Source organism: Mucilaginibacter flavidus (assembly GCF_024055575.1).
GTDB classification, from domain to species: Bacteria; Bacteroidota; Bacteroidia; order Sphingobacteriales; family Sphingobacteriaceae; genus Mucilaginibacter; species Mucilaginibacter flavidus.
The window spans coordinates 757,380-784,147 of sequence record NZ_JAMXOE010000001.1 but is presented as its reverse complement, the minus strand read 5'-3'; the positions used below and the strand labels follow the sequence as shown (position 1 = coordinate 784,147).

Genomic DNA, 26,768 nt, shown 5'->3' with positions numbered 1-26,768 from the left:
CATCACTTTAGACTGGCCGAACAGTTCACCGGTCAGGTTCATAATGAAAACGAATTATTTTAATTAGCAGGGGAAGTAAAGAAGTTAAGAAGGAACAGGTTATTTCTAACTTGTTGGATATTATACGCTATGAAACACGCTTATTAACAGATGTTTGCACTTATCAATAGTACGAATTTTTTGATAATTTTTTCGTTTTAGCTCCGGCTAAGCGTTCCATTTTTACACGCGGAACACCCCGAACGCTATGAAACATGCTGATTATCAGGTGTTCCATTTTTAGCCAGGATAATTTTTTTTGATAATTTTTCCGTTTTAGCCCTATTGCCGCTGCTTCCCGCCATTCTCGGCCAGATTCGGGGAAAACTAATAGTCTTTCTGAATCTTTTCCACCATAAAAATGCTGTCTGCTTGAGTACGCGAGATCGTTTTATTGTTCATTCCCGCTTCGTACCTATAACTGGTTGAATCGACGCTTCCGGATTTAGAAAAATATGTTGTGATGTTGACGTCCCGGTCAACACTGCCGGCATGCTTAAGGCTATAGCCATCGTCTTCGAATTTAAGTCGGTGCAACGAGTCGAGAAATACAAGTTTACTTCGATGACCAATTGTGCTATCTTTTTTACGCCATTCAGCACCCCAATCGCCCAAGTATTGTGGCTGCCAGTTAACCGGGATAACCGGTATGCCTAATTTAGCACGCTTCGCGTTTAACACGAGCCCATATTTGTCGAGCAGCAATTTGTTTTGATGTTTGTTGTAATCTCTGCGCAGATTAAAAAAGGAAAGCCATCCTATCCAAACTACCAGGAAAGCTAGCCGGCCCCAATCGGGTCTGCGCCATTTTTTTATCGCCTGCCAGGTAAAGAACAAAGCGAATAATGAAAGAAATATCGCCTCGAACTTATTATCAATTCCATACTCCCATATCGCTGCGGCCAGCAACCAAATAATAACTACGCCCATACAGATGCGGTAGAGAATTATTTTAAGCTTAGTCGTATCCATTGCTGCAAAATGGTTTGGTTATACAATGATAATAAAAACGTTGGGCATTTTCAGTTCAGGGGAGAGTCTTGTTCGACGTCCAGATCTGTTGGGGGGCTGAAAGGTAATAACTGTGCTTGTGCTATTGATTGGGAAAAATATCACTTAGTTAACCTATCTAATGATTACTTAGCATGCAGGCCACAAGCCGGAATGCTTGCGGCTACTAACAGGGAAGCTAATCAACTAATTGCCGGCCCAGCAAAAGGATAAACAATTTTTACGCAACACAGCATAAATTTAGATATTCTGATGTTTAAACCCGTTTCTAATGCTCCCCAATCTCTCTCCCCGGTGCATCCACGTTGAGCAACTGCTTAACAAAAAAATCCCTTTTCTTCCTGCGGCCATAAGGTCCGCCATCCGTATGGTTTGAACCCGGGATAACAACCAGGTCGAAGTTTTTATTACTCTTTTCCAGCGCGTCTGCAAAACGAAAAGTAGACTCAGGTGGCACGTTTTCATCTGCCTCGCCGACGATAAGCAAGAGGGCTCCGCCCAATTTACCCGCATTGGTGATGTTTGATTGTTCATCATAATGCGGTCCTACCGGGTAGCCCATCCACTGTTCATTCCACCATTGCTTATCTATACGGTTATCATGGCAGCCGCAGGACGAAACTGCGGCCTTATAGAAATCGGCATGGAACAATACGGCCTGCGCCGAATTCTGGCCGCCGGCAGATGTCCCATAGATACCCACCCGTGTTGTATCGGCCTGCGGATATTTTTTAGCCAGTGCTTTTATCCATAAGATACGGTCGGGGAATCCGCCGTCTACTATATTTTTCCAGCACACGTCGTGAAAAGCTTTGGACCGGTTTGCTGTTCCCATACAGTCAACCTGTACCACAATAAAACCAAGCTGGGCAATGCTTTGCATTTCGTTAGCCGGACTAAAGTTTTTGGGCACAAACGAATCCTGGGGGCCGGCGTATATATTTTCAATTATGGGGTAGCTTTTCGTGCTGTCAAAATTAGCGGGGCGGTAAACAACACCCCAAATGTCAGTTTTGCCATCCCTTGCCTTAGCTACAAATACCTCGGGTAATTTAATCCCGGTAGTTAACAATGCCTGTGTATCAGTTTTTTCTACGTCCAGGATTTTTTCAGCGCTAGTAGTTTTACACAGTATGGTTACAGGCGGAACATTCACTTGCGAATACGTATCGAGATAATAAGTCCTGTCCGGCGAAAATACGACAATATGGTTGCCCTTTGCAGGTGTCAGGTCGATCATGTTTTTGCCGTCAAATCCTATGCGATAATAGTGGATGAAATACGGGTCCTCACCTGGATTCACACCGCTGGCGGTAAACCATATCTGCCTTTTCTGGGTGTCAACACTATCGATATCGCGCACAACCCAGTTGCCTTTTGTAACCAGCTTTTGGTCGCCGGTTATATCATTTACCAAATAAATATGCCGCCAGCCGTCCTGCTCCGTTATCCAGACTATTTCATGGGTATCAGGTAAATAACGGGTGTACAAACGCTGTTCATAAATAAACGTATTTGTTTTTTCATCAATAACATTCCGGGTTTTGCCGTTGGTAACATCAACTTCAATTACGCGAAAGCGCTGGTGCCCCCTGTCAACCCTTTCATACGTATAAAACCTGTCGCTGCCTTTTCGCCAATGCGCCTGGGGGGCGCCAAAAAAATCGATTTTGTCCGCATCTACTTTGATTTTGCTCTTATCGTCGATGTTAAATATAAAGGGCGTATAAGTAGTAAACGGGTCCCCCGGCTGGTCATACTCATGCGACTTTAGCTGCCCCCGACTGGTGCCCGCAACCGAACTCAACACATAGTAAACTTTTTTCGATTCGACCGGATCGCTCAAATACCCGGTAATATGCCTGCCATCCGGAGACCAGGAGAAATCGCCATAAGGCTTATCCAAACTTCCGTCGCGGGTTAACTGCACCTCTTTGCCAGCTTCAAGTTCCTTTATAAAAAGATTGCCCCCTTTGCTGTAAGCGCGCCACTTTTTATCTGGCGAGATAGAATCCCTTCGCGCAGCTTCCCACCGGTAAGTACGTGATTGCAATGGCTTTGAACTGTCATAGCGGTAAAATGAGGTATCGGTGGCCTTTACACAATGGTAGGTATTTAAATTACATTGTATCCAGTCGGCTTCCTTTTTTAAAGTGATAGTCTTGGCATCTGCACCGAAAAATATTTTCGATATATTCAATTTCAGCGGTGATACATTTTTGCCTGTCACAGCCTTTATCCCTTCCGCCAAACGCTGCTGATCAAACGCTTTCTCCTTGCTGCCTTTAGCCGCATTAACGAAATAATATTCCTGGCCGTCGGCTGGTAAATGTTTCACGTACCAAAAGGAATTATCCTGTTGCCAGTTAGCCTGTATGCGGGCGTTGAGCGGGATTGTTTTAAGCAGCGAATCGAGCCTCGCCTGCTTTATGTACGATTCCACAACCTCCTGTTTAGAGGGATAATATGGCGCAAGTTTTTGCTGAGCATAAACCTGTTGTAAACAAACTATGCTCAGCGCACCCGGCAGTAACCACTTTGATAAAAAAGGCATTCGATTTGATATTTAATAAGGTACAACGAAGATGTGAGATTTGTCACTCATTTTGCCCTATAAATTACCAAATCTTAGCTATATTTTAGCTTAATCTTTTGAAACCTTTAGCCTGTAGTTTCCCCAGCCAAAACTCATTCACCCAAAAACTTCCCCGTCGCCTCAATTACAGCTTTCTCATTAAAAATCAAATGCCCTAAATCGCTGTCCATAACAATTAATTGGGCGTTTGTCATCCCGGCGAATTTTATGGTATTGGTTTGGTTAATAATATGGTCCTGTTTATTGGCAATGATCAGCAGCTTTGCTTTAATTAGTTTAGCGGCATTTTCCAGTGATCCCCCGGCTTTAGCAGTAATATCCTGCTTCATCACCGCATCTGTCTGCCACAGAAAATTATTGGCATCAACTTTAAATGGATTTTTTTCGAGCGATGCAAGGTACGCGGACAAACTATCCGCAGGCACGGCATTGTTCAAATATGCAGGTGTAGCAAGTATTAGTTGCATCATGTGCGTCGCCAACCGCGAATCGGGATTTACGGTATAATTGCCGGCATGATAAGCAATGTCGCTTTTTACCGCCTCTTTATAAGTGTTCATCCACAATAAGTCGTAGGTTGAAAGTTTGGGTGTGCCTTCAATTGCGACTACTTTGTCCATAAAATCGGGATAACTTACCGCCCATTGTAAGGCCTGGCATGCACCCATTGAACCGCCCACCACAGCAGCTAAATGATGAATGTTCATTTTACCGGTAAGCATTTTATATTGGGTGTTTACCATGTCGCTTATAGTAAATTGCGGAAACGACGTTTTTGGCTGACTAACACTGTTACTTGGCGACGATGAAACGCCATTACCTAAAGCATCTATCAATATGAGGTAAAACCTGGTGGTATCCACCTCGGTACCTGCACCAAAAAGTTCCATCATAGCCGTTGTACTACCACCGGATGTTGGATATATTAATGCGTTAGACCGGGTGGCATTTAGTTTCCCAAATGTGCGGTACCCAATTTTACAATCAACAATATGCTGACCGTTTTCCAAAGTAAAATCACCAAGAGCTGCATACTGTTGCCTGCTGCCGGTTGTAGTTTGTGAGTGTGCAATTTGTCTTGCGGCCAGTAACAAAATGAGCGCTAAGAAAAGTATAGGCTGTTTCATATGGATATAGTTTTTGTTTATGATTTGTTTTAGCAGGGTCTTTCAAAGAGGATCCTGCGTTGTGGTTTGCAGATTTTTTTGGAGGGGGATAAATTTTCTATCGCATACCTGGCAGGCGGCGCAGGGGCCCTTTCATGAGACCCTGCGGGGACGAAAAACTTTAAAAGCCGTGGCCCGTGCGATTATGAATAGAGTTTTTTGTTTTTTAAGGCATTCATGAGCTCCTAAAGTCGGTTCCCGCCTTGGGGCGGTGCAGGGTGGGGTTTCTCGAACTACGATGCCGCTGACAATCAACGCGAAAGCATGGTGTAGAAACCCCTCCCTCCGCCCTCCCTTGGGAGGGAATCGCACATACCTGCGCTTTTTTAATCTTCCTTCCCAGCAAGGTCGTATCGGAGACCCTACCGAGACGACCAACAGATAGCCGGACAGGCTGCAAACTGCCAACTCCTAACTGCCAACTGGAATATATTTATTAACTATTTTCCCGCTTTTAAAAGCGACTGAACTTTGTAATTCCAGCACCTTTCGCTCTTTAAAAATGGACAAGCCTGCACCGATGGCAATTGGGTTAACGATAAGATGATATTCATCGATAAGGTTGAGGCTAACCAGCGAGCTGACAAAATCGACGCCGCCGTAAACGATGATGTCCTTGCCTGGTTGATTTTTAAGGGCCTTTACCGTTGTTTCCAGGTCGCCGTTTTCTACTTCTATGTTGGGGTCGGGCACGCTTGTTTCGGTGTGGCTAAATGCTATTTTGCGGTGGTCGGCCATAAGCTGTCCAAAAGGCTGCCAGGGGTTTTCAGGCTGCTTGGCCACACCTTCCCAGTAACCCACAAATCCGGCGGCGCCAAGTTTTCGGCCCAGCAGAATGGTATCGCAGCCGGCGGCCAGCTCCACGCCGAACGTGATAACCTGTTGTAAAGCCTCCGGGTCCTGTTTGCCGGGTATAAACACCCAGTCGTTCTCACCGTTCGGACCGGCCACGAAGCCGTCGAGGGTGGTTTGCATTTGTAATTTTAATTTTCGCATTGTGATTTATTTTTTAATTGATTGTATTTTCTGTCTCAGCTGGGTCTCTCGCAGAGGACCCTGCGTTGTCCCAGGGCATATTGCTGCGCAGGGTCCCTTGCCGGTTTAAGTTAACCCACAAAAACTCTTCAAATATTTAAAGTGCCATCGGCCCGGAACATATTGTAGCCACGGGTTTCAACCCGTGATAGATTGATAAAAAACAAAGAGTGCCGTCGGCACGAGCCATATTGACGTGTAAATATTCAACAATATTGGTCGAACCTACGGTTCTGAATCCATTTCGTCTTTATTTCACGGGTTAAAACCCGTGGCTACAATAGCTGGCCGAGGCTACGCCTCTTTAATTCACCTAACCATATGCTGCAAAATCCGCATATTTTTTATGAGTTAATGTAAACTTGCCTGAGACCCTGCGGAAACCGTATTTATTCCGCAGCCAGCAATTCATCCAGGTTATTAAAGCTCGCGCCGGTACCCTGTTTGAAGCCCCCATCCATGAACATTTTTATGGTAGATTCTTCTTCAAAGGTTATCACCGAAGCCACTTTTGACCTGTTACCGTCAATAGATAGAAATTTAGTATCGCGGTATGATTTTGGCCCGCCAGCAACCGGGTTGCCATCCCCGTCGCAAAACATACCTGTCGTTGAAATAGCGCTGCCATTTTCTATCGCGGTAAATACGGCATAAACCCAGAACCGCTGCCCGTCAGTGCCCACCATGGCGTAAAGCCATACGCCGCCAACGGTAAAATCCCATGTTTTGGTTTCGGCCGTCCATGGCTTTGGCGCGATCCATTTTTCAATCAAGGCAGGCTCCGTCCAGGCCCGCCATACTTTTTCAACCGGCGCGTTAAATTCGCGTGTTATGTAGATCTTTTTAGCGGCAAGATCTGGTTCAAATACAAAATTATTTGTCATAATTGTTTGGTTTATAGGTCTTTTAATACGTCATCTAACTGGTTAAAACGGGTCTCCCATAATTTGCGGAAGGATTCCATCCAATGGTCTATCTCTTTCATTTTATTAATATTTAGCTGGTAATAAATCTCGCGGCCGCGCTGATCCTGGTCAACCGCGCCGCATTCGGCCAGTATCTGTATGTGTTTTGATACCGCTTGCCTGCTACTGCCAAAATGCCCGGCAATGGCATTGGGCGTCATGGCGCCTACGGTGAGCAGGGTGAGTATGGCCCTGCGGGTCGGGTCGGCTATGGCCTGGTAAATATCTCGTCTGATGTCCATTTGCAATTATTTGATTGCAAATGTATCTGCAATTATATGGTTGCGCAAATTTTTTTGAAAATATTTTGAAGAATGTGAGTTTTAGCTGATGATGAAGTGGGGAGTTGCAAAAAATTAATCCATTTACTTACAATGCCTTAAACCCTCAACCGGGTTTGCTGTCAAACGGATATCATGAAGCTTTTATCACCGATACTTATCCTTTTCGTTTTTCTATTTGCATCGTGCGGGGCTCCGCTATACGTTTCTGTTCCGGTTGAATATACGCCGCATTCCTATTTTCGCAAAGACACTACAACCATAGTAGTAATCAACCGGTTTGATGCGGATGCACTAAAAATAGGCAACAAAAAAAAGCTCGCCGTTTTTAAAGCGGGAGCTTTTACAGCCATCAAATCGGCTGCCAAACAATTGGGACAATTACAGCATGTAAAGACAATTAACCTTGCCGACTCCACAGATTTTAAGGTGAATACTGATTCGATAAAGCTGATTGCAAGGAATTATAATGCCGATTATGTACTGGCGCTAACGAATTTCAACGCCGGTATTGAGATGAACGAATTCGATGGCTCTGCGAGTTTTTACAGTTCCAATGTGGCGGTTAATTTCCTGTTATACGAGCACAACGGAATTTATTCCAAAAAACTCGATGGCATAGCCAGCGACCCAATGGCCGACAAGCTATCCAACAACCTGCTGGCAGTAATAGCCCTGGAGCCTGCCGTGGGCCGTAACCAGGCGACAGTAAACAGCTCCGCCGAGCATGCAGCGCAAAATGCCCTTCGCGAGTATCTTCCTTACACTATAACCCATAACAGGCCACTTTATAACGATGACTTTTTGATGCCCGCCGTGAAGGAAATAGTAGCACGTAACTTTGAAAAAGCCGATAGCCTGCTGCAGCCTTTTTTACAGGATAAAGTTAAGGAGCGTGCAAGCAAAGCCGCTTATAATCTGTCGGTGGTATATGAGGCGGAGGGCGATATAGGTGCAGCCATTAACGCGGCACAGCAGTCGTCTGATTTATTTTTTAACGAGTACGCGACTGCTATTTTGTATGATTTGAAACAGGAGTAATTGGCTTTTCCATTACTTCGTAGTCGATCCCTTTTTTTGTAAAGAACCTGCCGGTTTGGGCAAAACCCAGCTTAAGATAAAATGCAACCGCATCAACCCGTGCGTTACACCAGGTTAGCGTGCCGCTGTTTTCTTCGGCATATTGGGTTATGTAATTTACCAATAATGTGCCGAGGCCTTTGTGTTGAAACGATGCATCGACTGCCAGCTTACGGAACTGGAATGAAGTGCCGTTCTGAAACAGCGAAACCACCCCCGCCAGTTTATTTTCTGTAAAAAGCCCGAAATGGATACCATCAGCATCTTCCTCCATTTCCATCTCGTGCTTCATCATACCGGGGTACAAAATATCCCGGCGTAATTGCCAGGTATGCTCGGGGCGGATTTGCTCAATACTGATCATTAACGATGTGGTATGGTTTGATTGCTTTTTTTACGCCAATTCATGATGACGAATACTACTAACGATATTGCGAGGCTGGTTATAAATATCGTGTCATAAGGAATTTCCGCATATCGTAACGTCCGGATACCTTTACAGGCGGTGCATCCTATTACAGCAACGGTCCCTAAATAATCGCATGCACACACCAGTGAAAAAAAGAAGGTAAAAATGCTTACTATTATCTTAACAAGCACCTTCCTGATTCCAACTTTACAAATTTTATAAACTAAAACAGCACAATAAACTCCAAAAGAAACTAATAGACCCGCTCCGGAAAAGAAAAGGAAGTTTTTACCAACAAAACGGATTTTGCCATTTGTACTCCATAAATAAAGCCTGATAACAATCTGCCTGAAATAAAAATCAAAGTAGGATGCCAATAAACAACCCCCTATGAAACTTATAAAACACAAAAGATATATTTTTCGATTGGTCATTTTTCGTTACAACGGAATGTTTCCATGCTTTTTCCTTGGGTTATTTACAACTTTATTTTCCAGCATTTTAAAGGCATGGATAAGCTTGAGGCGGGTTTCGGCCGGCTCAATTACTTCGTCGATAAAGCCGCGTTCGGCAGCGCGGTAGGGGTTAGCAAATATCTCGGCATACTGTTGTTCTTTTTCACGCCATTTGGCTTCCGGGTCTGCCGCCGAAGTTATTTCCCTTTTAAAGATGATCTCTGCCGCGCCTTTCGCGCCCATTACAGCAATTTCGGCAGTTGGCCAGGCGTAGTTCATATCGGCGCCTATGTGTTTGGAGTTCATCACGTCGTACGCGCCGCCGTAGGCCTTGCGGGTAATAACCGTAATACGCGGCACAGTTGCCTCGCAAAACGAGTAAAGCAGCTTGGCACCGTTGGTGATAATGGCGTTCCACTCCTGGTCGGTGCCCGGTAAAAAGCCCGGTACATCTTCAAACACCAGCAGCGGGATGTTAAAGCTATCGCAAAAACGCACAAAGCGGGCACCCTTTGTTGATGAATGAATATCAAGCACCCCGGCTAAAAACGCGGGCTGATTGGCGACAATACCAATACTGCGGCCAGCCAAACGGGCAAAGCCAACAACTATGTTTTCGGCAAAGTCTTTATGCACTTCTAAAAACGAACCCTCATCAATCACATGGTCAATGACTTCCCTTACGTCATAAGGTTGTGAAGCGTTTTCGGGCATTATGGTATTCAGTTCCTCCCGCAATTCGTTCTTTATTTCGTAGGGGATATTCGGTGCAACATCCTCACAGTTTTGCGGCATATAGCTCAATAACTTCTTAATGTTCTGGATGGCCTCGATCTCGTTGGCACAGGCAAAATGCGTTACCCCCGATTTGGTGGCGTGGGTAGTTGCACCGCCCAGTTCTTCGGATGTCACCACTTCATGCGTAACAGTTTTTACCACGTTGGGACCGGTAACAAACATGTAGCTGGTGTTTTCAACCATCAATATAAAATCGGTAATGGCAGGCGAGTAAACCGCACCGCCGGCACAGGGGCCCAAAATGGCCGATATTTGAGGCACAACGCCCGATGCCATGGTGTTTTTGTAAAATATATCGGCATAACCGCCTAACGATACCACACCTTCCTGTATACGCGCACCGCCGGAATCATTAAGGCCCACAACGGGTGCCCCGTTCTTCATGGCAAGGTCCATTATTTTGCAGATTTTCTCGGCATGGGTTTCCGACAGCGAACCACCAAAAACGGTAAAATCCTGCGAGAAAACGTAAACCAGCCTGCCGTTTACCGTGCCGTAACCGGTTACCACGCCATCGCCGGGGTATTTTTCTTTCTCCATCCCAAAATCGGTTGAGCGGTGCGATACCAGCATGCCGATTTCCTGGAATGAGCCCTCATCCAATAAAAAATGTAAACGCTCGCGTGCAGTAAGCTTGCCTTTTTTATGCTGACTTTCAATACGCGCCTGGCCACCGCCTAAAAGGGCCTCTTCGCGCTTTTTGTTCAATAATTTTATCCTGTTATCCACAACATCGGTTTAAATAAGTCCGGATTCCGAAAAAGACCGGAAGTCCGAAAGATAGAAATTAGTCTACGTAAATAATAATTGATGCCAAAATTAATAGGAATACGCTAACCAGCAAGTAAACGAATGGCCGAAAAAGGTTAAATTCGTCGGGCGATGACTACTTACCATATCATATCTATCCTTATACTGCTGACGGCAATTTTTGCCTATGGGAACGACCGGTGGATAAAATGGCCGCCTACCATAGGCATTATGGTGATAGCGCTGCTGTCGTCGATCCTTATAGCCATTTTCGGCAGTTTAATCCCGGGGTTTTCGTCGAAAGCGCTGCTGTTGGTATCAAATATCAATTTTGAGCAGGTGCTGATGAAAATAATGCTGGCATTTTTACTATTTGCCGGCGCCCTGCATGTTGATGCCAGCGAACTGAAAAAAGAATTCTGGCCGGTTATGCTGATGGCTACCATCGGCACTTTTATATCTACTTTTTTGGTAAGCGTAATGGCTTATTACCTGTTTGCTGCCTTTGGCCTGCAGATACCTTACATCTATTGCCTGTTGTTCGGTGCATTAATTTCACCAACAGACCCCATAGCCGTTATGGGCATATTAAAACAGGCGGGCATACCAAAAACGCTGGAAGTAAAAATAACCGGCGAATCACTTTTTAATGATGGGGTGGGGGTAGTTGTTTTTTTAACCATTTTTGAAGTCGCTGTAAGCGGAACTACCAAATTTTCGATAGGTAATACCGCACTGCTTTTTTTAAAAGAGGCAGGAGGCGGTTTATTATTTGGGGCGATACTGGGCTACCTGGCGTACCTGCTCATCAAATCAATTGATAATTATCGTGTAGAGGTTTTGATAACCCTTACCGTTGTAATGTGCGGGTATTCGCTGGCCGATTATCTTCATCTGTCGGGGCCGCTGGCAATTATCATAGCAGGTATCATAATGGGCACTAAGGGCAAAGGCGAAGGGCTTTCTGAAATATCGCGTGATTACCTTGGCAAATTCTGGGACCTTACCGATGAAATATTTAACGCCATACTTTTCCTGCTGATCGGTTTGGAAATGCTGGTGATAAAAGTTAACCCCACCATAATGATAATCGGCGGTATAATGGTTGGGGTAGTTCTATTTGCCCGCCTGTTATGTGTTGCTGTGCCGGTTTTATTTTTAAAGATCTGGATAAAATTTGAAAAAAATGCCATCCTGATGCTTACCTGGGGCGGCCTGCGCGGCGGCCTGTCAGTAGCTATGGCGCTTTCAATACCCGAAGCCATGCACCGCGATGAATTTGTTTTGATAACCTACGTAATTGTGGTGTTCTCTATCGTAGTGCAGGGATTGACGATTGGGAAACTGGCGAAGAGGTCTGAAGTCTGAAGTCTGAAGTCTGAAGTCTAAAGTCTAAAGTCTAAAGTCTAAAGTCTAAAGTCTAAAGAGACATTATGTTAAGTCGCCACGGGAATCGGTGAAATCATCCCCCAATCGGTGAAATCAAAAAAATAGAAATCACAGCTTAGCTCGTGTAGACAACACTACTACGCTCATGCCCATTATGGCTATAAAAACAAATGACGCCCGCAGTGTGGCAAGCCCGGCAATAAAGCCTATAACTGGCGGACCAATCAAAAAGCCAATAAAGCCGATGGTTGAAACTGCTGCCAGCGCAACCCCTGCCGACATGGTTTTTGATTTTCCGGCTGCGCTGTAAACCATAGGCACTACGGATGACACGCCGACACCTACCAGCATAAAACCGGCCATAGCTGTATAAAGATGCGGAAATATAACAGCCGTAAGTAAGCCGGTAACCGTTAATGAGCCGCTAACCTGCAGCGTACGCTTTAACCCGAACCTGGCGGCAAACAAATCGGCGACGAACCTGCCGCCTGCCATGGTGAGCATAAAGGCAGTAAAACCGGCTCCCTGTAGAGCAATAGGTGCATCCACCACTTTTTTAAAGTAAATAACACTCCAGTCGAACATGGCGCCTTCGCATATCATGGAACAGAAAGCAATGCTGCCTAACGTTAACAGGGGGAGCATTAAACGTAACCGCTCCAGCAGTTTAATTTTAACTGCAGAATCTATTTTCGGGGCACCAACATCATCATATAAATAGCGCGATGCTATGGTTACACCCAAAGCAAGTATTGCAAGCACAATTATAAAATGGTGAAAAGGATTAATGTGGTTTGCTATCATTATTGTGCCGATACCAGCCCCGGCGAAACCTGCCAGGCTCCACAAACCGTGGAACGAGGCCATAATAGGCCGCTCGTACATGCGTTCGGCAACAACGGCCTGCGTGTTAACAGAAATATTTACCGCATTACTCGAAAAGCCAAAGCAAACCAGGCCGACAATTAGCTGGAGGGTAGTTTGTGCCAATCCCAGCGATATCAAACAAATACCGTAAACGAGGATAGCACCAAGCAACACTTTTTTACTGCCCACTTTTGTGATGGCCCAGCCAGAGAAAGGAAGTGATAACATTAAACCAACCGGCAACGAGAATAAAACCGCACCCAAAGCCGCATCTGTTAAGCCCAGGTTTTGCTGAACCGTTGCTATACGCGATGCCCAGCTGGAAAAGCATAACCCGGCCATAAAAAATAAAACGCCAACAGCAATTCGAAGCGTTTTACGGGTATTTGTTGCCTGGATTATAGTAGTATCTGCCATTAAAAACGAAACAACTAAGTGTATTTTTTACACTTAGTATTCTTAACGCAAATGTAACTGATTTATAGCAGAATTTGAAGGATAGTTTCAATTTTTTACTGTAAGATTAAACAACGGGCCTCAAGCATTTTGTTTAATCTTACGCCTGGTTAACATAATAAATGAAAAGCCCGCGGCACAACCGGCTGCAATTCCAATCCACACATATTGGTTGCCGGTTTCGTTAAAAATGTATTTCATTATTACAATGAAAATGGCAGTGCTGAAAATGGCTGACAAAAAGAAGGACTTTAAAAGAGGCATAGTGGCAAGTTTAAGCTTTAATAAGTTTGCTGTCAAATTACTTCTTTAAGTTGAATGAACCAAAGCAATGCCTTGTAAACTTTTCTAACATCGTCTTGATACCCGGTTTATTTGCTGATTGAAAACGAGCCCGGGCAATTCCTGTAAATTTTTGTATTGTCGTTAGCGTCGGCCATATCTGCTGTAAATGTGCCTTCTATTTTTTTGGCGGTAAATATGGTGACATTGATCTGTGCAGAAGGAGACGGCGCAAGCACAAAATTACCGGCTATTACATCAGGCAGATCGAATGTGCCGGTGGTTGCATTTCTGAATACCAGCGCTATCACATCGGTTTGTGTATTCCCAACGGCGCCTAAGCTAGTCTGCCCGTCAGTAGCGCCTGCAGCCTGCGCCTCGGATGAACCAGCTGGGTAAGAAGTAAACGATGCGCTATTGCTGAAGGTGTAGTTGATGTCGCCTATTTTAATTTTGATGTAGCCAGAAGCTGGCAAGCCGGTGCCAGGAGCTGTTCCGGCAGGGTAAATAGGCGGATCCAGTTTACAGCCGGCAAGGCTGCCAATAAAAAACAGGGCAATAAAGATTTTGTAGTAAAGTTTTTTCATACGGACTTGTATACGTTGCAAATTAAGCGTCGGTTAATATGATACGTAATTACAAGCCACCGGGTTACATTATAATTAATTAGTTACAATCGCCGTCCGGGGTGCATGATTCGCCTTCAACAGTTTCAAATTTTGGCTTGGGATTTTCTTTTTGCCAATCGGTATAGGCTTTCTGAAGCGTTTGTTCAAATACAGGCACAGCCTGTGCGCCGGATACCGCGTATTTATTATTCAGCACAAAAAACGGTACGCCCTGTATGCCAAGGTCCTGCGCTATTTCAATGTCGTGCTTTACATCTGCGGCGTAGGCGTTGCTTTCCAGCACTTGCTTTACTTCGGCAGCATCAAGGCCAATTTGATTGCCTAACTCAATAAGTGTGTTATTATCATCAATGTTTTTGCTGTCGGTAAAATAGGCTTTAAATAAAACTTCCTCGGCGGCAACGCCAAGGCCGTGGCTTTTTGCCAGGTGGCTAAACCGGTGCGCCTTAAAACTATTCGCAACTACAGCTTTATCCAGGTTGTAGGTTAAGCCTGCATCAGCTGCCATTTTGGTGACATGGTCGTTCATTTGCTGTGCGTGGTCAATCGTCCAGCCTTTTTTATCCGCCAGGTATTGGTTTATATTGATGGTTGGGTCGGTCTCCAAATGGGGATTGAGCTGAAAACTTTTCCATTCAATTTCTATAGTATCTTTGTGTTCAAACTGCTGTAAAGCATCTTCAAACCTGCGCTTGCCGATGTAGCAAAACGGGCACATTACATCGCTCCAAATTTCAACTTTCATAACGTTCACCTTTTAATACAAAGTTAATTTACTACCTTAACATCCCCGTAAGGGCAAAGTAAAATTTACTGCATCGCAAATTCTTTATGAAATCATTACTTAAATATTTTTTTGTTGTAATTTTAATAACGCCGGGTTTTAAATCTGTCGCCCAGCGAAAGGCACCTGTTGCCGGCGGCAATCTGTATAGCGCAGGCTATGCCTCTGCGTTTATTAGCGGATTATATGATGCCTGGTATCCATATAAAAAGCTGCATCAGCATGGCAATTTTGGCCTTGGCGCACCTGCTAAGCTTGATGGCGAGTTAATGATGTTGAACGGTAAGCTTTTTAAAACCGAGTACACCGGTAAAACAGTTCCGATTGATGACACCGGCGCAACGCCTTATGCCGTGGTATGCTTTTTTTATGCAACCAAGGTTTTTAAACCAGCCGGGGAACTAAATAAAGCCGCACTTTTTAAATTTATGGATAGCGTGCTGGTCAATCAAAATGGCATTTATGCCATACATGTTACCGGTAAGTTTAAATATGTTAAAACCCGTGCTTTTGAACCGGTGCAGCAAAAGCCATACGTGCCGCTTGCCGCAATGCTTAACAAGCAGCATTTTTTTGAATTTCGTACGATAAAAGGGGATATGATAGGGTACAAGTTACCAATTTACATGGATGGTGCCCACATTACCGGGTATCATTTTCATTTCTTGTCTGACGATAAAACCTCGGGCGGGCATATCATCGATGTAATAGGCGACGATGTTACCATTGAAGTCGACATGCTGAACAGCTATACCATGGAATTGCCGCCAACAGCCGATTTTAAAAACTTCGACTTTAAGAAAGACCGGAAAGAAGAAATTAAAAGTGTTGAGAACGGGAAGAAACAATAACGCGATGAAGGTGTGAAAAACTTTGTCATTGCGAGCGAGGAACGAGCGCGGCAACCTCGTCGCCATAGATATTGAAGACGCATGGCGACGAGATTGCTTCGTACCTCGCAATGACAAATTTGCTAGTGATTATTGAGCGTAAGAATGCAGCCGCTAAGCAGATTACGTATAAGAAAACTATTGTCCTCGAAATGACGAAAACAGAGGCTGCTCCTCTCATCACGCTTTCGCCACCGACAGCGAATCACTAAAAGCTTTAACCAAAAACTGGTTATCCGTCCTTAGCAACGTTTCGTTTACCTGCAGCTTGATGACGCCATCCGGTCCTGCACCGCGAATAACTACCTTATGGTTTTCATAAAGCGCCTTCTTGAATTTTTTAACGTCGGTGCCGGCTGTTAACTTAAAGTCGAATATGTTACTGCCGCACTTTAGTGCTGTAACGCTTAACCCCGGTACTTTATTCAGCTTTTCAAAAAGGTCGGTGGCTTGTGTTGCGGTTTTCTTTAGCCGGTCTTCCAATCCGTCAAGATGATACAGGGCCATTGCCGCTTTGCTCCAGTTACTGAAGATGGTGCCGCCATAGATTTTTATCAAATGCTCCATTTTGTCGATCACCGCTTTTTCACCGCAAAGGATAGCTCCGCCATCAGCTCCCAGGTATTTGTAAAGGGAAATGTAAACGGTATCGAAATTGGCAGCGTACTCGGCAATGGACGCCCCGCCAAAAGCCGACGCGAGGTAAAGCCGCGCGCCATCCAGATGAAGTTTATAACCCTTGCTGCGGCAAAACTCCGATATCTTTTTTATCTCCTCAAGCGGTACCTGCCTGCCATCGCAACGCCTTACCGGGTTCTCTATTGCTACGGCCCCGATCCCGCTTTTAAAAACCTCGCCGTCGTTGGTATAGTTGATGCCCGCCTTAAGGTCATCCAACGTAAAATAGGGCTCATTAGGCGCTAAGGGCATTAACCTTTTATTATGGACGGATTGTGCGGCATCTGCCTCGTCGCGATAAATATGGCTGGTGTCCTGCACAAATATCTTTGTGTTTTCGCCGCTAAGCACCGATATGGCCAGTTGATTGGCCATAGTGCCTGTGGGCATATAAACAGCGGCTTCTTTTCCTGTTATCTCGGCAAATTTTTTCTGAAGCGCCGCCAGTGTGCCACCACCGCCGTATACATCGGCTTTTATCGGGTCTTTTTTGCTTATTTCCTGCAGTTTGGCTACATATTCGTCAGGTGGATAATGGATGCCATCGTCGGTAAATGAAATTAGGGGGCTTGGAGGCGCGTCGTTTTTTATTGAAGCCTCCGGCGGTTTTGCATTCACCGCAAAGGCAGGTAACAAAGCGGGCACCATAGCCAGGCCCGATAGTTTCAGGAAGTTTCTTCTTTTAAGCTCTTTCATACCGATAATGTTTAACTGTGCAGGGAATAGTATTCAATATTAAATATTTCATTGGGTTCACCCAAGTATAGTCGTTTCAACCCGTTATAATGTTACAAAAAAGGAGCTGCTTTTTGGCAACTCCTTCAAGATTGATATTTTGGTGAATTTTTATTTAAAATCGTCAGCGGTTACACCGGTGTTTATTTTTACATCGGTAATAGTCATTTCAAATGTTTGGTCCTGTCCGCCGGCCGATTGGGTTATCGTTTGTTTGTAAGGGAACATCAGGTTGCCCACTTTACGGTAATCGGCAAAATCAACTGTGGCGTTTACGCTGGTGCCATTGGTTACAGTGGTACTTTCGTTTTTTACCAGCAGTTTGCTTTTTACATCATAATATTCGGTCGATGTTTTGCCCGTTGGGTCAGTAACACTAAGCTGGTAAGCATCTGAGCCGTTAATTTTTTGGATACCCTTAACCGCCAGCTTAAATGCAGGGTTGGTTAAGTAATCAAGTTGTTCGGTTAATGAAGTAAACACTTTTTTCTGAGCCACTTCGTCAGCGCCAAGATCCTTCTTGTTGGGACCTTGTTGCTGGTACCCGGCAGCTCCGTCGAATACTTCTTTCATTACGGTATTGCCACCCATGGTGATATTCATCATCTCTTTATTAGGCGCCATTTTTTTCTGCGTTACTGCAAGCTTCATACCCTGCATGCTCATATCCATGGTAACCGTATATGATGTTAGTTTTTTTAGCTCAGCCTCACCGCCGAGGGCGTCGATGTACCCTTTAATCACATCAGCCGGCTTAACATCAGCTGTCGAAGCTGCCGCTGCGCCTTCAACTACAGGATTGGCAAATTTATCGTACAGTTTAACCGGGTAGCCGCTTTTCTTTAAGCCTTCAAGCATCTGTGCGGCACCACCTACAACCACTACACGGGTGTTATCGTAGTTAAAATACTTTTGTGCAACGCGCAAAATATCATCTGCAGTTACAGCATTCACTTTTTGCAGGTAGGTTTTGTAAAAATCGGCCGGCAAATTGTTTATCAAAATATTGCTGGCGAAAGTTGCAGTACGTGCAGGATCCTCCAGGCCTAAGGCGAAAGAACCGTTGTAAAGCGCTTTGGCGTTAGTCAGTTCTTCGTCAGACACCTTTTCTGTGCGGATTTTTTTAATCTCGTTCAGCATTTCGGTAACTGCGCTGTCAACCTTGGCATTCCTTACCGAAGCCGATGCATCAAAAGTTTGCTGAAAACGGCCCGTGCCTAATTGCGCGTATGAACCATAGGTAAAGGCATGTTTTTCGCGCAGGTTCATAAACAACCTGCTTTCGGCGCCGCCACCTAAAATATAGCTGGCCAATATAGCAGGGAAATAATCCGGGTTGTTTTTCTTCAGGTCGACCAGGTTAATTATATTGATTTCGGATTGAACGGCGGTAGGCACGTCAACCACATCAATTTCGGTTTTACCAGGGTTAGGAACTTCGGGGAGTTTTGGTAAAGCAAGCGTTGCGCCTTTCCAGTTACCTAATACTACGGTAGCCAAAGCCTTGGCATCGGCTGGTGTTATATCGCCAATAATGGTTAGATACCCCCTTGATGGTGTTATATATTTACTGTATGCATCTTTAACATCCTGCAAAGTAAGCGCCTGTATACCTTCTTCGGTTTCAAATTCACCATAAGGATGGTTTTTGCCGTAAGCCAATGCTGAGTTTACGCGGCTTGCAATTGCGGGTGCACTTTTGGCAGATGATTTTAATCCGGTAATGGTTTGGCTTTTCAATTTATCGAATGACTCCTGGGTAAATGCAGGTTCCTTCAAAGCAGTCCCCATCAACGTAAAAGCTTCTTTAAAATAACGAGTAAGCGCCGAGGCATACCCACCGCTGGAACTAAGGCTTATGTTAGCACCGAGTTTCTCACCAGCCTCGTCAAATACAGCCTTTGGCATCGTTTTGGTGCCTTCATTCAGCATTTGGCCCATAAGGTCTGCTAAGCCGGCTTTGGTGCCCTCCGTTACAAGGCCAATGTCAATTAAATAGTTGGCGTTTACTTTTGGCAGGCTGTGATTTTCAACAACCAAAAGCGTAATGCCGTTTGGCAGTATGTATTTAACCGGGTCTTTTATGGTTAAAACAGGCGCTGGACCCGGTTTGGGTTGTTTGGTACGGTCAATAGTTTGCGCCTGTGCATATTGCATCAATAATGCCCCGGCAGCTATCAGTATATATTTTTTCATCATCTTTTTAGTGCTAAAAATTAATTATTGAGCTTTTCCTTTTCCGGGCAAATAATACAAAATAAGGCGCTGGTTAGGGTTAAGGTATTTCCTTGCGGCGTCCCTTATTTCTTCCCTTGTTATTGTGCGTATTTCGGTAAGTTCCTTATTAACGTGGCCGGTATCTTTATGGTAAAAAGTGTAACCGTTGCTCAGGTTTTCAGCAAGGCCCAGCATGCGGGTGTTAGCGCTTACAAAGTTGTTTTCAAACTGGTTCTGTAATTTCTGGTATTCCTCGGGGCTTATTAAATCAGCCTGCAACTTTTTAATCTCCTCGTCCATATCGGGCAATAAAGATGCAGGATCGGCGCCACCGTTTGGCAGCGCGCCCACAATGTACATGCCGTAGTCTTCAAGGGCATAGTTAAAGGCAACCACCTGTAATGCATTTTTCTTTTCGTCAACCATCTTTTTGTACATGCGCGAGCTTGCACCGCCCGAAAGCAGGGTAGATATCATCTGCATCACTTTCGAATCATGGCTGTCACGCCCGGGCACACGGTAGGCCTCTATCATAAATGGCAATTGGATGTTGGCATCGTAAGCGGTATCAACAATTTGTTTGGTGATTGGAGCCTCGTCAACTTTTTTGTAAACCACATCGGCCCCTTTAGGTATGTCGGCAAAATATGACTGCACCAATTGTTTGGTTTTAGCAATATCAATATCGCCCGCAATGGTTAATACGGCGTTGTTAGGTACATAATATTTCTTAAAAAAGTCTTTAAATTCGTCCAGTTTGGCCGCGTCCAAATCTTTCATCGAACCTATTACACCGTTATGGTAAGGGTGTGTGGGGAACAGTCCTTCGCTTATGTAAGTAATCAAATTGCCATAAGGGCGGTTATCCAGGCTCTGGCGTTTTTCTTCTTTTACTACTTCGTTTTGGGTTTTTACACCAATTTCGTTAATTACCGGGTGCAGCATGCGCTCGCTCTCCAGCCACATACCTGTTTCCAATTGGTTTGAGGGGAACACCTCATAATAAAAGGTACGGTCCTGCGTGGTATTGGCATTATTTTGCCCGCCGTTGGCCGATACTATTTTAAAAAACTGGCCGCGTTTGATGTTATCGCTACCCTCAAAAAGCAGGTGCTCGAAAAAGTGTGCAAAACCGGTACGCCCTGCAGCCTCATTTTTCGACCCTACGTGGTACATAACACTCACTACAGCTACCGGCGCTTTGCTATCCTGGTGCAGAACTACGTGCAGTCCATTAGGAAGATCGTATTCTGTAAATTCTACCTTTTGCGCTTTAGCTTGTAAGCCTAAAAAGGCTACTGCGAGGGCGCAAAAAACGTTTTTATTTAATTGCATATTTAGTTATTGATTTATGGCTAATGTATTAATTTCTTTTAAATATTGGGACGGATACTAATTGATTTGTTGCTTTGCAGTCCATGTTTTAAGGTTTTTAGATTGTAAATCTACCAATCATCTTTTATACTTCCGAACTTTTTAACTAAAAATATAGTATTCAGCATTTCTTAATCAACCCTTCACACTAAATGTGTTTATTTGCGTTATTATATGTTTTATAGTTTCAATATCGAGTTTTAAATGAGCCGCTCCGCCAAAATAAGAATAATTGTGCCGCTGGTAATCGTCCTTTTTGTGGGCGCTTATGGCCGGCACAGGCAGCTTAACCGCGAAACGGATATAGCAGGCAAGCTCGAAAGCAAACAAATGAACGAGATTTCGGGCATTGCTGCTTCGGGCATCAGTAGCGATATTTATTATGTGCACAACGATAGTGGCGATACCAGTCGTTTTTTTGCGATAACGCCTGACGGGAAACTAAAATCGACCATTTATTTTAAAGGAGATTTAAAAGCCAAACAGGGCGTTTATGATTGCGAAGACATTGCCGTTGGCCCGGGTCCCGCAAAGGGCAAGAGCTATGTTTATTTAGGCGATATCGGCGACAATCTTGCAAAGCGTCCTTACTTAACAATTTATCGGTTTGCTGAAAAGGCTGATTGGCTGCAAAATGAAATTACCGCGGATGAGCCGGTGCGCGTTAATTTAAAATACCCTGACGGGCCAAAGGATGCAGAAACGCTGATGATTGATCCCGTTGAAAAACTGATGTACATCGTTTCCAAACGGCAGGACTCGGTAACCGTTTACACAGCCCCGTTAAAATATAAGGACAACGATACCATTACCCTAACCAAACGCTGTAAGCTTTTTTTTGCAGGGCTGAAATTATTTAAGTGGATAACCGCCGGCGACATTTCAAAAAATGGTTCGCAGGTAGTATTGAAAAGTTACGAAAAGGTTTATTACTGGAAACGCAATGGCAATGAGCCTGTTTGGAAAACCATGCAAGGCAAACCCGTGATACCATTTTACGTGCCCGAAAAACAGGGTGAAGCAATAGGCTTTACAGCTGACGGGAAAGGATATTATACCACCAGCGAAGGGGTTTATTCGCCTATTTATTATTATAAAACACCTTGATAATGTAGAGACGCAATATTTTGCGTCTCCTGCAGACAGGTAATAACTATATTTTTCCGTGCATTGTTTCTAGACGCAAAATATTGCGTCTCTACCTGGAATCACTCTACCGCACTTGCGTAACTATTCACATAATCCCTTGGCGATACACCAGTAATGCTTTTAAACACGTAGTTAAAATTGGTAATGCTGTTAAAGCCACAAGTGTAAGCAATGGTGGCAATGCTTTTGGCGGAACCGTTTGCCAGCATCTTACAGGCCTCGTTCACCCTTACTTTGTTTATAAAATTTACCAGCGTGTGGCGGGTATGCTTTTTAAAATAGCGGCAAAACGCAGTGGGGGTAAGGTGGGCCTGCATGGCCACATCCTCAAGCGTTAAGGCGCTGCTGTAGTTTTGCATAATGTAATTGTATACCGATGCAATGCGCATACCCTCGGGATCGGTCATTGAAAATGCGTAGCTGCCTGATGATAACGGCTGCAGGCGAGGCTTTGTGCTTAAAACATTAAGGAGGCTTATAAAGCTATACAACTGCTCGGCACCGCTGGTTTGTTGAATTGACAGTATACGGTTTACCATATCGGGGTACATGGCATCAGGTACTTTAAAGCCGCTTGGATTTTGGGTAATAAACGCCTCGACAGATTTCATCTCGGGCAAACCAAATAAAGCAGACAGGTTACCCGACGGGTTAAAAAATATAGTAACAGTCCGAACCTCTTTATCGCTATCAGGTTGAAAGTATGCCGGATCGCTTTTAAACAAATGGGGCAGGTTGGCACCAATCATATAAACTTCACCCTCCCCGAACACGTGCATGTTGTTACCGGCCAGCAGGGTGCCTTCGCCGCTGATTATCCAGGTAATTTGTATTTCGGCATGGCGGTGCAGGTAAGTATAAAAATGCGGCAATACTTCTTCCTGCACGATGATGGAGTGGTCGTGCGGAACAGGGATGGTAAAAGGTAGCACTTTCATGGTTTTAAATTTAGTGATTAAGTTGATTAGGTGAGTGGTTGATTAAGTTGATTAGGGTGAGAACAAAAACAGATTTTCTTTAGTTTATCATAAAATCTCAACTTATTTTGTGTGTTTTTCGTTAATCGGTATTTCAATAAACGTTTTTAGCGATTAGATTTCGAAGAAATTAATTAAAATAATATGAAGAAAAAAGTCGCGTATGTTACTGAAAAGCAGTATATTAATATTGTACATTCTCACATAAACGCTATTAAATACATGCATGACTTGACGGTAAATTTCCAAAAAATGCTTCAGATTACCAACTCGGTGCTCAAACAAGACATAAATCAGGACGGAAATCTGCATTTTTATCCACGCAAGCCAAGCTTTCAGATACTGAAATCATTGCACTTTCACTTTGCCAGGAATGCTTGGGTGGCGATAGCGAGAATTGGGTTCTATTGAAGTTAAAAAGCGGCTATTGCAATGATTTTCCACACTGAATACACATTACCAACTATAATAGGCGGCGCAAAAGACTGGCTCCATGGACCGAGCCGGCTAACCTCCGGCTGGCCAAAATACTTAATGACGGAGAGGGTGTATTTATGATAGACAGTGTGCCTGTTCCTGTATGTGAACTTGCAAAGAGAACAACAGCTTAAAGTTTGCAGGCACAATTTTGAAACAGCACCGGATAAAGGGGTACAGTGCTGTTTATAAGCAATATTATATGGGCTATAAACTCATTTGACGATTGGCATGAATGGGGTTTACCAGGGAATGGAGCAAAAAAAGCCAGCGTACATCATGTACATCACCTTAACGAAATTAGATATAGTGGATTAAAGGCATGTGTATTACTAGGCGTTACGATATATCAGACAATCTCATTTGTATCCAGAACTATGAAGTTAAGACTGGTTTGCTCAAAAATTCAGGTACCGACAAAAGCTATTATGACGAATTCGGCACAGAAATTTATGCTTTCGTTTTTAATGAAGATGGTCAATGTTTTTCTATAAATCGGGTTCAGATAATAGATACTGACACTGAATTTTTGGCACGGGAAATCGGGGTAAATCCCGAGATAGATTTTACTTTGGCAGGATTTGAATGTGATCAAAATGCAGAGCCACTGATACCTATTAGTTCGAAACAATTGGAATTGTATCAATTTAAATAATATGGAGGCAAACAACAAAATAGAACTGCAACAAGGCGACATCACCAAAATAATTGTTGATGCCATAGTAAACGCCGCCAATAGCTCATTATTAGGCGGCGGCGGTGTCGACGGTGCCATACACCGTGCCGGTGGCCCGGCAATTTTAGGCGAATGCCGCGCCATAGTTGCCCGGCAGGGCGGTTGTAAAACGGGTGAAGCGGTGATAACCACCGCCGGGCGTATGCTTTCAAAATACGTTATCCACACGGTCGGCCCGGTTTGGAACGGAGGCAAATATCACGAAGACGAAAAGCTGGCTAATTGTTACAGGAATTCACTGCAACTGGCAATCGATAACAATTGCAGAACTATCGCCTTCCCTAATATCAGCACAGGCGTTTACAGGTTCCCGAAAGATGCTGCCGCGAAAATTGCTGTTGACACGGTTAACTACGTTCTTTCGGGAACCGACAAAATTGAGAAAGTAGTTTTTGTCTGCTTTGACGAAGAGAATTACAAGCTTTATGAAAACTTGCTGACTACTTATCGCGCTTAAGCTTGCAGTGAAATTTAATACCGGTAAAATCGATATCCATGCCAATAGAATCGCCCTGGGCATAATACGTGCCTTTATGTGGTATATCCTGGCCATCGATACTGGTGATTTTAAAAGTGAATTCGTTTCCGGTCATTTTGCCGTCATCAATATTTGCAATGTTTCCCTGCGATGCCTCTGCTGTGCCAGTTATTTTGTCGCCCTCAACTTTAATATTGTAGGTAAGAGTAACTTCCTTACCGTCGGGCGCGGTAATATTTCCAGACCATTTTCCCGATAGATCGGTAATGATAGCGGCCACGCAAATCATAAAGCAGCAAGCAAGGGTTGCGGTAATGCCTAATTTTTTGTTCATATTTTTAAGTTTGATAATTTATATTTTACAATACCTAACAAAATTACAGAAGCTGGATGCGAAAAAAGCCCTGCTGTTTAGCAAGGCTTCTTAATATAAAGGCTTTTAGTTTTATTTATCAGTGCTGCGTTTTAAGGTAGCATGCATTTTAAAACCCTGGTAGTCAATATCCATTCCGCATGAATCGGCTTCCGGGTAAAATTTACAGGTGTTTTTTACATCAACACCGTTTACTTCGATATTAAACGAAAAGTCGTTACCGGTAATTTTTCCATTCGTAATATCTACGCTGCCTTGTTGCCCGGTGCTGCTACCGGTAAGCTTGTCGCCATCAACTTTAAATGTATAATTTAAAGGATAATCGTTACCATCCGGAGCGTGCAATGAGCCGGTCCATTTACCGGTTAGGTCGGCGAAAAAAGCAAAGCAAACCATCACGCAACAAACCAGCGCCACGGTTGTGAAAATCTTTCTTTTCATAAAGTTTGGGTTTTAATGGTGGTACTTAGTTGGCTTTTTTAACAATAAAGTGTGCTTTCTGGCCGCCAAAGTCGATGTCCATAGCGAGCGAATCGGCATAAATTTTACCGGTATGCGGGTAATCGGTGCCTGATACATTCACTTTAAACGAAAAAGCATCGGCGCTGATTTTGCCGTCATCTATTGTTACCGAGCCTTGAGGAGAATCGGCAGTGCCGGTTAATTTATCGCCATCAACTTTAAAATTGTAAGTAACCGCAATGTCTGAGCCATCAGGCGCTACGATAGTACCGCTCCATTTTCCTGAAATGTCTGCTATTATTGCGAAGCAAACGATAAAGCAGCATAATAATGCTGTAGTTGTAAAGAATTTTTTCATGTCAGTTTGGTTTTTTGTAAGATGCTTTAGGCGTTATAAATGTTACAATAAAGATATAATTAATAACGCTCATAGCGGCTCAACTATATTTCAATAAAAATAAAATTTTTGTCAATTAAATGGATGGAATAAGAGAAATATTTTTACCGATGGCAAAAACTGAAGATATTAAACCATCTAAATCGTGCTGGGGGGCAATATTTATTCTTTTATCCCCCCTTTAGGGGGTTAGGGGGTCACTGCCTTGATCAATGTTGCGTGCGATTTTGCATCGCCCAAACTAATGTCAACCCCTACCGAATCGCCGTAAAATTTGCCAGTATGGTCAATTTCCATATTGTTAACCATTACATTAAAGGTAAAAGTATTGCCGGTTATTTTTCCATCATTGATGGGCACATCGCCTTTGGGGGTTTTGGCAGTGCCGGTTAACTGGTCGCCGTCAATTTTAAAATTATAAAGCAGTGGGTACTCATCGCCGTGATCGGTTTTTAAAAGACCCTGCCATTTGCCGTTTAAGCTCTCAATAGTTGCAAAGCCTGTAAAAAAGCAACATATTAACAAAAAGGTAAAAATGATTTTAGGAGTTTTCATGTTTATTGATTTTGTTTGATTTGATGATGTTTTTTTAATGTTGATCGCGCTTTAGTCGGTTAGTTTTACATCAGCGAAAGTAAGATTGGCATTAGATGTTATCATGAATAATAAGTTAAGTTTTCATGCAGTGGTTAACGGGTATTTGCTGATTTTTTAACGCTTAGCGATGATTGAATTAACAAAAAATTAATAAAGCGAAAGCCATTAGCGAAGCGGCTAAAAAAAACGCGGTCGACGCGAATGAAAAGATGAAGTAGCTTTGCGCTGTAAGCAGC

Annotated in this window: 26 protein-coding genes; 7 read left to right on the top strand and 19 right to left on the bottom strand. The window is 43.8% G+C overall.

Features of this window, described 5'->3' with window-relative positions; translation table 11 throughout:
* Positions 1 to 366 precede the first annotated feature (366 nt).
* The 6 genes from NAF19_RS03450 to NAF19_RS03425 all read right to left on the bottom strand — a co-directional run bounded on the left by NAF19_RS03450 (position 367) and on the right by NAF19_RS03425 (position 7,054).
* Entirely contained in the window at positions 367 to 1,011 is a 645-nt protein-coding gene (locus NAF19_RS03450; RefSeq protein ID WP_252788372.1) for a hypothetical protein, read from the bottom strand.
* A gap of 307 nt (positions 1,012 to 1,318) precedes the next feature.
* Positions 1,319 to 3,604 (bottom strand): S9 family peptidase, encoded by a 2,286-nt coding sequence (locus NAF19_RS03445; RefSeq protein WP_252788370.1) that lies wholly within the window; start codon positions 3,602 to 3,604, stop codon positions 1,319 to 1,321.
* Positions 3,605 to 3,738: 134 nt separating this feature from the next.
* Complete coding sequence (locus tag NAF19_RS03440; protein ID WP_252788369.1) at positions 3,739 to 4,773, bottom strand: alpha/beta fold hydrolase; 1,035 nt, start codon at positions 4,771 to 4,773, stop codon at positions 3,739 to 3,741.
* Between the two features lie 450 nt (positions 4,774 to 5,223).
* Positions 5,224 to 5,808, bottom strand: a complete 585-nt coding sequence (locus NAF19_RS03435; protein WP_252788367.1) for a dihydrofolate reductase family protein — start codon at positions 5,806 to 5,808, stop codon at positions 5,224 to 5,226.
* A gap of 428 nt (positions 5,809 to 6,236) precedes the next feature.
* The gene (locus tag NAF19_RS03430) at positions 6,237 to 6,731 is read right to left on the bottom strand and encodes an SRPBCC domain-containing protein (protein ID WP_252788366.1); all 495 of its coding nucleotides are present in this window, start codon (positions 6,729 to 6,731) and stop codon (positions 6,237 to 6,239) included.
* Positions 6,732 to 6,742: 11 nt separating this feature from the next.
* Positions 6,743 to 7,054 carry an ArsR/SmtB family transcription factor gene (locus tag NAF19_RS03425; protein ID WP_252788365.1) on the bottom strand — a complete coding sequence of 104 codons (312 nt, stop codon included), beginning with the start codon at positions 7,052 to 7,054 and terminating at the stop codon, positions 6,743 to 6,745.
* A gap of 174 nt (positions 7,055 to 7,228) precedes the next feature.
* On the opposite strand from NAF19_RS03425, the gene NAF19_RS03420 reads away from it, so the two are divergent.
* Positions 7,229 to 8,134, top strand: coding sequence for a DUF6340 family protein (locus NAF19_RS03420; protein WP_252788364.1), 906 nt, complete (start codon positions 7,229 to 7,231; stop codon positions 8,132 to 8,134).
* Here NAF19_RS03420 and NAF19_RS03415 read toward each other — a convergent pair.
* Positions 8,106 to 8,537, bottom strand: coding sequence for a GNAT family N-acetyltransferase (locus tag NAF19_RS03415; RefSeq protein WP_252788363.1), 432 nt, complete (start codon positions 8,535 to 8,537; stop codon positions 8,106 to 8,108). The genes NAF19_RS03420 and NAF19_RS03415 overlap by 29 nt on opposite strands.
* 485 nt (positions 8,538 to 9,022) lie before the next feature.
* A complete protein-coding gene (locus tag NAF19_RS03410; RefSeq protein ID WP_252788362.1) occupies positions 9,023 to 10,564 on the bottom strand; it encodes an acyl-CoA carboxylase subunit beta in 1,542 nt (513 codons plus the stop codon).
* Between the two features lie 153 nt (positions 10,565 to 10,717).
* Here NAF19_RS03410 and NAF19_RS03405 point away from each other — a divergent pair, with 153 nt between their 5' ends.
* A complete protein-coding gene (locus NAF19_RS03405; RefSeq protein ID WP_252788360.1) occupies positions 10,718 to 11,953 on the top strand; it encodes a cation:proton antiporter in 1,236 nt (411 codons plus the stop codon).
* A gap of 129 nt (positions 11,954 to 12,082) precedes the next feature.
* Here NAF19_RS03405 and NAF19_RS03400 read toward each other — a convergent pair whose 3' ends face one another.
* The 3 genes from NAF19_RS03400 to NAF19_RS03390 form a co-directional block, all read right to left on the bottom strand.
* Positions 12,083 to 13,258 (bottom strand): MFS transporter, encoded by a 1,176-nt coding sequence (locus tag NAF19_RS03400; protein ID WP_252788359.1) that lies wholly within the window; start codon positions 13,256 to 13,258, stop codon positions 12,083 to 12,085.
* Between the two features lie 410 nt (positions 13,259 to 13,668).
* Positions 13,669 to 14,166, bottom strand: a complete 498-nt coding sequence (locus tag NAF19_RS03395) for a hypothetical protein (protein ID WP_252788358.1) — start codon at positions 14,164 to 14,166, stop codon at positions 13,669 to 13,671.
* A 79-nt stretch (positions 14,167 to 14,245) separates the two neighbouring features.
* Entirely contained in the window at positions 14,246 to 14,953 is a 708-nt protein-coding gene (locus tag NAF19_RS03390) for a DsbA family oxidoreductase (protein ID WP_252788354.1), read from the bottom strand.
* An 86-nt stretch (positions 14,954 to 15,039) separates the two neighbouring features.
* On the opposite strand from NAF19_RS03390, the gene budA reads away from it, so the two are divergent.
* Positions 15,040 to 15,843: an acetolactate decarboxylase gene (gene budA, locus NAF19_RS03385; RefSeq protein ID WP_252788353.1), complete on the top strand. Its 804-nt coding sequence runs from the start codon at positions 15,040 to 15,042 to the stop codon at positions 15,841 to 15,843.
* Positions 15,844 to 16,062: 219 nt separating this feature from the next.
* Here the strand turns inward: budA and NAF19_RS03380 are convergent, their stop codons facing one another.
* The 3 genes from NAF19_RS03380 to NAF19_RS03370 form a co-directional block, all read right to left on the bottom strand.
* Positions 16,063 to 17,256 (bottom strand): threonine aldolase family protein, encoded by a 1,194-nt coding sequence (locus NAF19_RS03380; protein WP_252788352.1) that lies wholly within the window; start codon positions 17,254 to 17,256, stop codon positions 16,063 to 16,065.
* Positions 17,257 to 17,406: 150 nt separating this feature from the next.
* Positions 17,407 to 19,494: a M16 family metallopeptidase gene (locus tag NAF19_RS03375; protein ID WP_252788351.1), complete on the bottom strand. Its 2,088-nt coding sequence runs from the start codon at positions 19,492 to 19,494 to the stop codon at positions 17,407 to 17,409.
* 21 nt (positions 19,495 to 19,515) lie between these two features.
* Positions 19,516 to 20,847: a M16 family metallopeptidase gene (locus NAF19_RS03370; protein WP_252788350.1), complete on the bottom strand. Its 1,332-nt coding sequence runs from the start codon at positions 20,845 to 20,847 to the stop codon at positions 19,516 to 19,518.
* Between the two features lie 243 nt (positions 20,848 to 21,090).
* On the opposite strand from NAF19_RS03370, the gene NAF19_RS03365 reads away from it, so the two are divergent.
* Positions 21,091 to 21,993 carry a hypothetical protein gene (locus NAF19_RS03365; protein ID WP_252788349.1) on the top strand — a complete coding sequence of 301 codons (903 nt, stop codon included), beginning with the start codon at positions 21,091 to 21,093 and terminating at the stop codon, positions 21,991 to 21,993.
* 101 nt (positions 21,994 to 22,094) lie between these two features.
* Here NAF19_RS03365 and NAF19_RS03360 read toward each other — a convergent pair whose 3' ends face one another.
* Positions 22,095 to 22,973 (bottom strand): AraC family transcriptional regulator, encoded by an 879-nt coding sequence (locus NAF19_RS03360; protein ID WP_252788347.1) that lies wholly within the window; start codon positions 22,971 to 22,973, stop codon positions 22,095 to 22,097.
* A gap of 183 nt (positions 22,974 to 23,156) precedes the next feature.
* Here NAF19_RS03360 and NAF19_RS03355 point away from each other — a divergent pair, with 183 nt between their 5' ends.
* The 3 genes from NAF19_RS03355 (at position 23,157) to NAF19_RS03345 (ending at position 24,682) form a co-directional block, all read left to right on the top strand.
* Positions 23,157 to 23,423 (top strand): hypothetical protein, encoded by a 267-nt coding sequence (locus tag NAF19_RS03355; protein ID WP_252788346.1) that lies wholly within the window; start codon positions 23,157 to 23,159, stop codon positions 23,421 to 23,423.
* A 388-nt stretch (positions 23,424 to 23,811) separates the two neighbouring features.
* Entirely contained in the window at positions 23,812 to 24,144 is a 333-nt protein-coding gene (locus NAF19_RS03350) for a hypothetical protein (RefSeq protein WP_252788345.1), read from the top strand.
* Position 24,145: 1 nt separating this feature from the next.
* The gene (locus tag NAF19_RS03345) at positions 24,146 to 24,682 is read left to right on the top strand and encodes an O-acetyl-ADP-ribose deacetylase (protein ID WP_252788344.1); all 537 of its coding nucleotides are present in this window, start codon (positions 24,146 to 24,148) and stop codon (positions 24,680 to 24,682) included.
* Here the strand turns inward: NAF19_RS03345 and NAF19_RS03340 are convergent.
* The 4 genes from NAF19_RS03340 to NAF19_RS03325 form a co-directional block, all read right to left on the bottom strand.
* Positions 24,666 to 25,037 (bottom strand): hypothetical protein, encoded by a 372-nt coding sequence (locus NAF19_RS03340; protein ID WP_252788343.1) that lies wholly within the window; start codon positions 25,035 to 25,037, stop codon positions 24,666 to 24,668. The two genes, NAF19_RS03345 and NAF19_RS03340, sit on opposite strands and share 17 nt — an antisense overlap.
* Before the next feature lie 111 nt (positions 25,038 to 25,148).
* Entirely contained in the window at positions 25,149 to 25,517 is a 369-nt protein-coding gene (locus NAF19_RS03335; protein WP_252788342.1) for a hypothetical protein, read from the bottom strand.
* A 25-nt stretch (positions 25,518 to 25,542) separates the two neighbouring features.
* Positions 25,543 to 25,896 carry a hypothetical protein gene (locus NAF19_RS03330; RefSeq protein ID WP_252788340.1) on the bottom strand — a complete coding sequence of 118 codons (354 nt, stop codon included), beginning with the start codon at positions 25,894 to 25,896 and terminating at the stop codon, positions 25,543 to 25,545.
* Positions 25,897 to 26,124: 228 nt separating this feature from the next.
* Positions 26,125 to 26,490: a hypothetical protein gene (locus NAF19_RS03325; RefSeq protein ID WP_252788339.1), complete on the bottom strand. Its 366-nt coding sequence runs from the start codon at positions 26,488 to 26,490 to the stop codon at positions 26,125 to 26,127.
* Positions 26,491 to 26,768 lie beyond the last annotated feature (278 nt).

What these genes read in the sequence shown, in the direction of transcription:
- NAF19_RS03450 (WP_252788372.1), bottom strand. Translation starts at nt 1,011, where the DNA reads ATGGATACGACTAAGCTTAAAATAATTCTCTACCGCATCTGTATGGGC.
- NAF19_RS03445 (WP_252788370.1), bottom strand. Translation starts at nt 3,604, where the DNA reads ATGCCTTTTTTATCAAAGTGGTTACTGCCGGGTGCGCTGAGCATAGTT.
- NAF19_RS03440 (WP_252788369.1), bottom strand. Translation starts at nt 4,773, where the DNA reads ATGAAACAGCCTATACTTTTCTTAGCGCTCATTTTGTTACTGGCCGCA.
- NAF19_RS03435 (WP_252788367.1), bottom strand. Translation starts at nt 5,808, where the DNA reads ATGCGAAAATTAAAATTACAAATGCAAACCACCCTCGACGGCTTCGTG.
- NAF19_RS03430 (WP_252788366.1), bottom strand. Translation starts at nt 6,731, where the DNA reads ATGACAAATAATTTTGTATTTGAACCAGATCTTGCCGCTAAAAAGATC.
- NAF19_RS03425 (WP_252788365.1), bottom strand. Translation starts at nt 7,054, where the DNA reads ATGGACATCAGACGAGATATTTACCAGGCCATAGCCGACCCGACCCGC.
- NAF19_RS03420 (WP_252788364.1), top strand. Translation starts at nt 7,229, where the DNA reads ATGAAGCTTTTATCACCGATACTTATCCTTTTCGTTTTTCTATTTGCA.
- NAF19_RS03415 (WP_252788363.1), bottom strand. Translation starts at nt 8,537, where the DNA reads ATGATCAGTATTGAGCAAATCCGCCCCGAGCATACCTGGCAATTACGC.
- NAF19_RS03405 (WP_252788360.1), top strand. Translation starts at nt 10,718, where the DNA reads ATGACTACTTACCATATCATATCTATCCTTATACTGCTGACGGCAATT.
- NAF19_RS03400 (WP_252788359.1), bottom strand. Translation starts at nt 13,258, where the DNA reads ATGGCAGATACTACTATAATCCAGGCAACAAATACCCGTAAAACGCTT.
- NAF19_RS03395 (WP_252788358.1), bottom strand. Translation starts at nt 14,166, where the DNA reads ATGAAAAAACTTTACTACAAAATCTTTATTGCCCTGTTTTTTATTGGC.
- NAF19_RS03390 (WP_252788354.1), bottom strand. Translation starts at nt 14,953, where the DNA reads ATGAAAGTTGAAATTTGGAGCGATGTAATGTGCCCGTTTTGCTACATC.
- budA (WP_252788353.1), top strand. Translation starts at nt 15,040, where the DNA reads ATGAAATCATTACTTAAATATTTTTTTGTTGTAATTTTAATAACGCCG.
- NAF19_RS03380 (WP_252788352.1), bottom strand. Translation starts at nt 17,256, where the DNA reads ATGAAAGAGCTTAAAAGAAGAAACTTCCTGAAACTATCGGGCCTGGCT.
- NAF19_RS03375 (WP_252788351.1), bottom strand. Translation starts at nt 19,494, where the DNA reads ATGATGAAAAAATATATACTGATAGCTGCCGGGGCATTATTGATGCAA.
- NAF19_RS03370 (WP_252788350.1), bottom strand. Translation starts at nt 20,847, where the DNA reads ATGCAATTAAATAAAAACGTTTTTTGCGCCCTCGCAGTAGCCTTTTTA.
- NAF19_RS03365 (WP_252788349.1), top strand. Translation starts at nt 21,091, where the DNA reads ATGAGCCGCTCCGCCAAAATAAGAATAATTGTGCCGCTGGTAATCGTC.
- NAF19_RS03360 (WP_252788347.1), bottom strand. Translation starts at nt 22,973, where the DNA reads ATGAAAGTGCTACCTTTTACCATCCCTGTTCCGCACGACCACTCCATC.
- NAF19_RS03355 (WP_252788346.1), top strand. Translation starts at nt 23,157, where the DNA reads ATGAAGAAAAAAGTCGCGTATGTTACTGAAAAGCAGTATATTAATATT.
- NAF19_RS03350 (WP_252788345.1), top strand. Translation starts at nt 23,812, where the DNA reads ATGTGTATTACTAGGCGTTACGATATATCAGACAATCTCATTTGTATC.
- NAF19_RS03345 (WP_252788344.1), top strand. Translation starts at nt 24,146, where the DNA reads ATGGAGGCAAACAACAAAATAGAACTGCAACAAGGCGACATCACCAAA.
- NAF19_RS03340 (WP_252788343.1), bottom strand. Translation starts at nt 25,037, where the DNA reads ATGAACAAAAAATTAGGCATTACCGCAACCCTTGCTTGCTGCTTTATG.
- NAF19_RS03335 (WP_252788342.1), bottom strand. Translation starts at nt 25,517, where the DNA reads ATGAAAAGAAAGATTTTCACAACCGTGGCGCTGGTTTGTTGCGTGATG.
- NAF19_RS03330 (WP_252788340.1), bottom strand. Translation starts at nt 25,896, where the DNA reads ATGAAAAAATTCTTTACAACTACAGCATTATTATGCTGCTTTATCGTT.
- NAF19_RS03325 (WP_252788339.1), bottom strand. Translation starts at nt 26,490, where the DNA reads ATGAAAACTCCTAAAATCATTTTTACCTTTTTGTTAATATGTTGCTTT.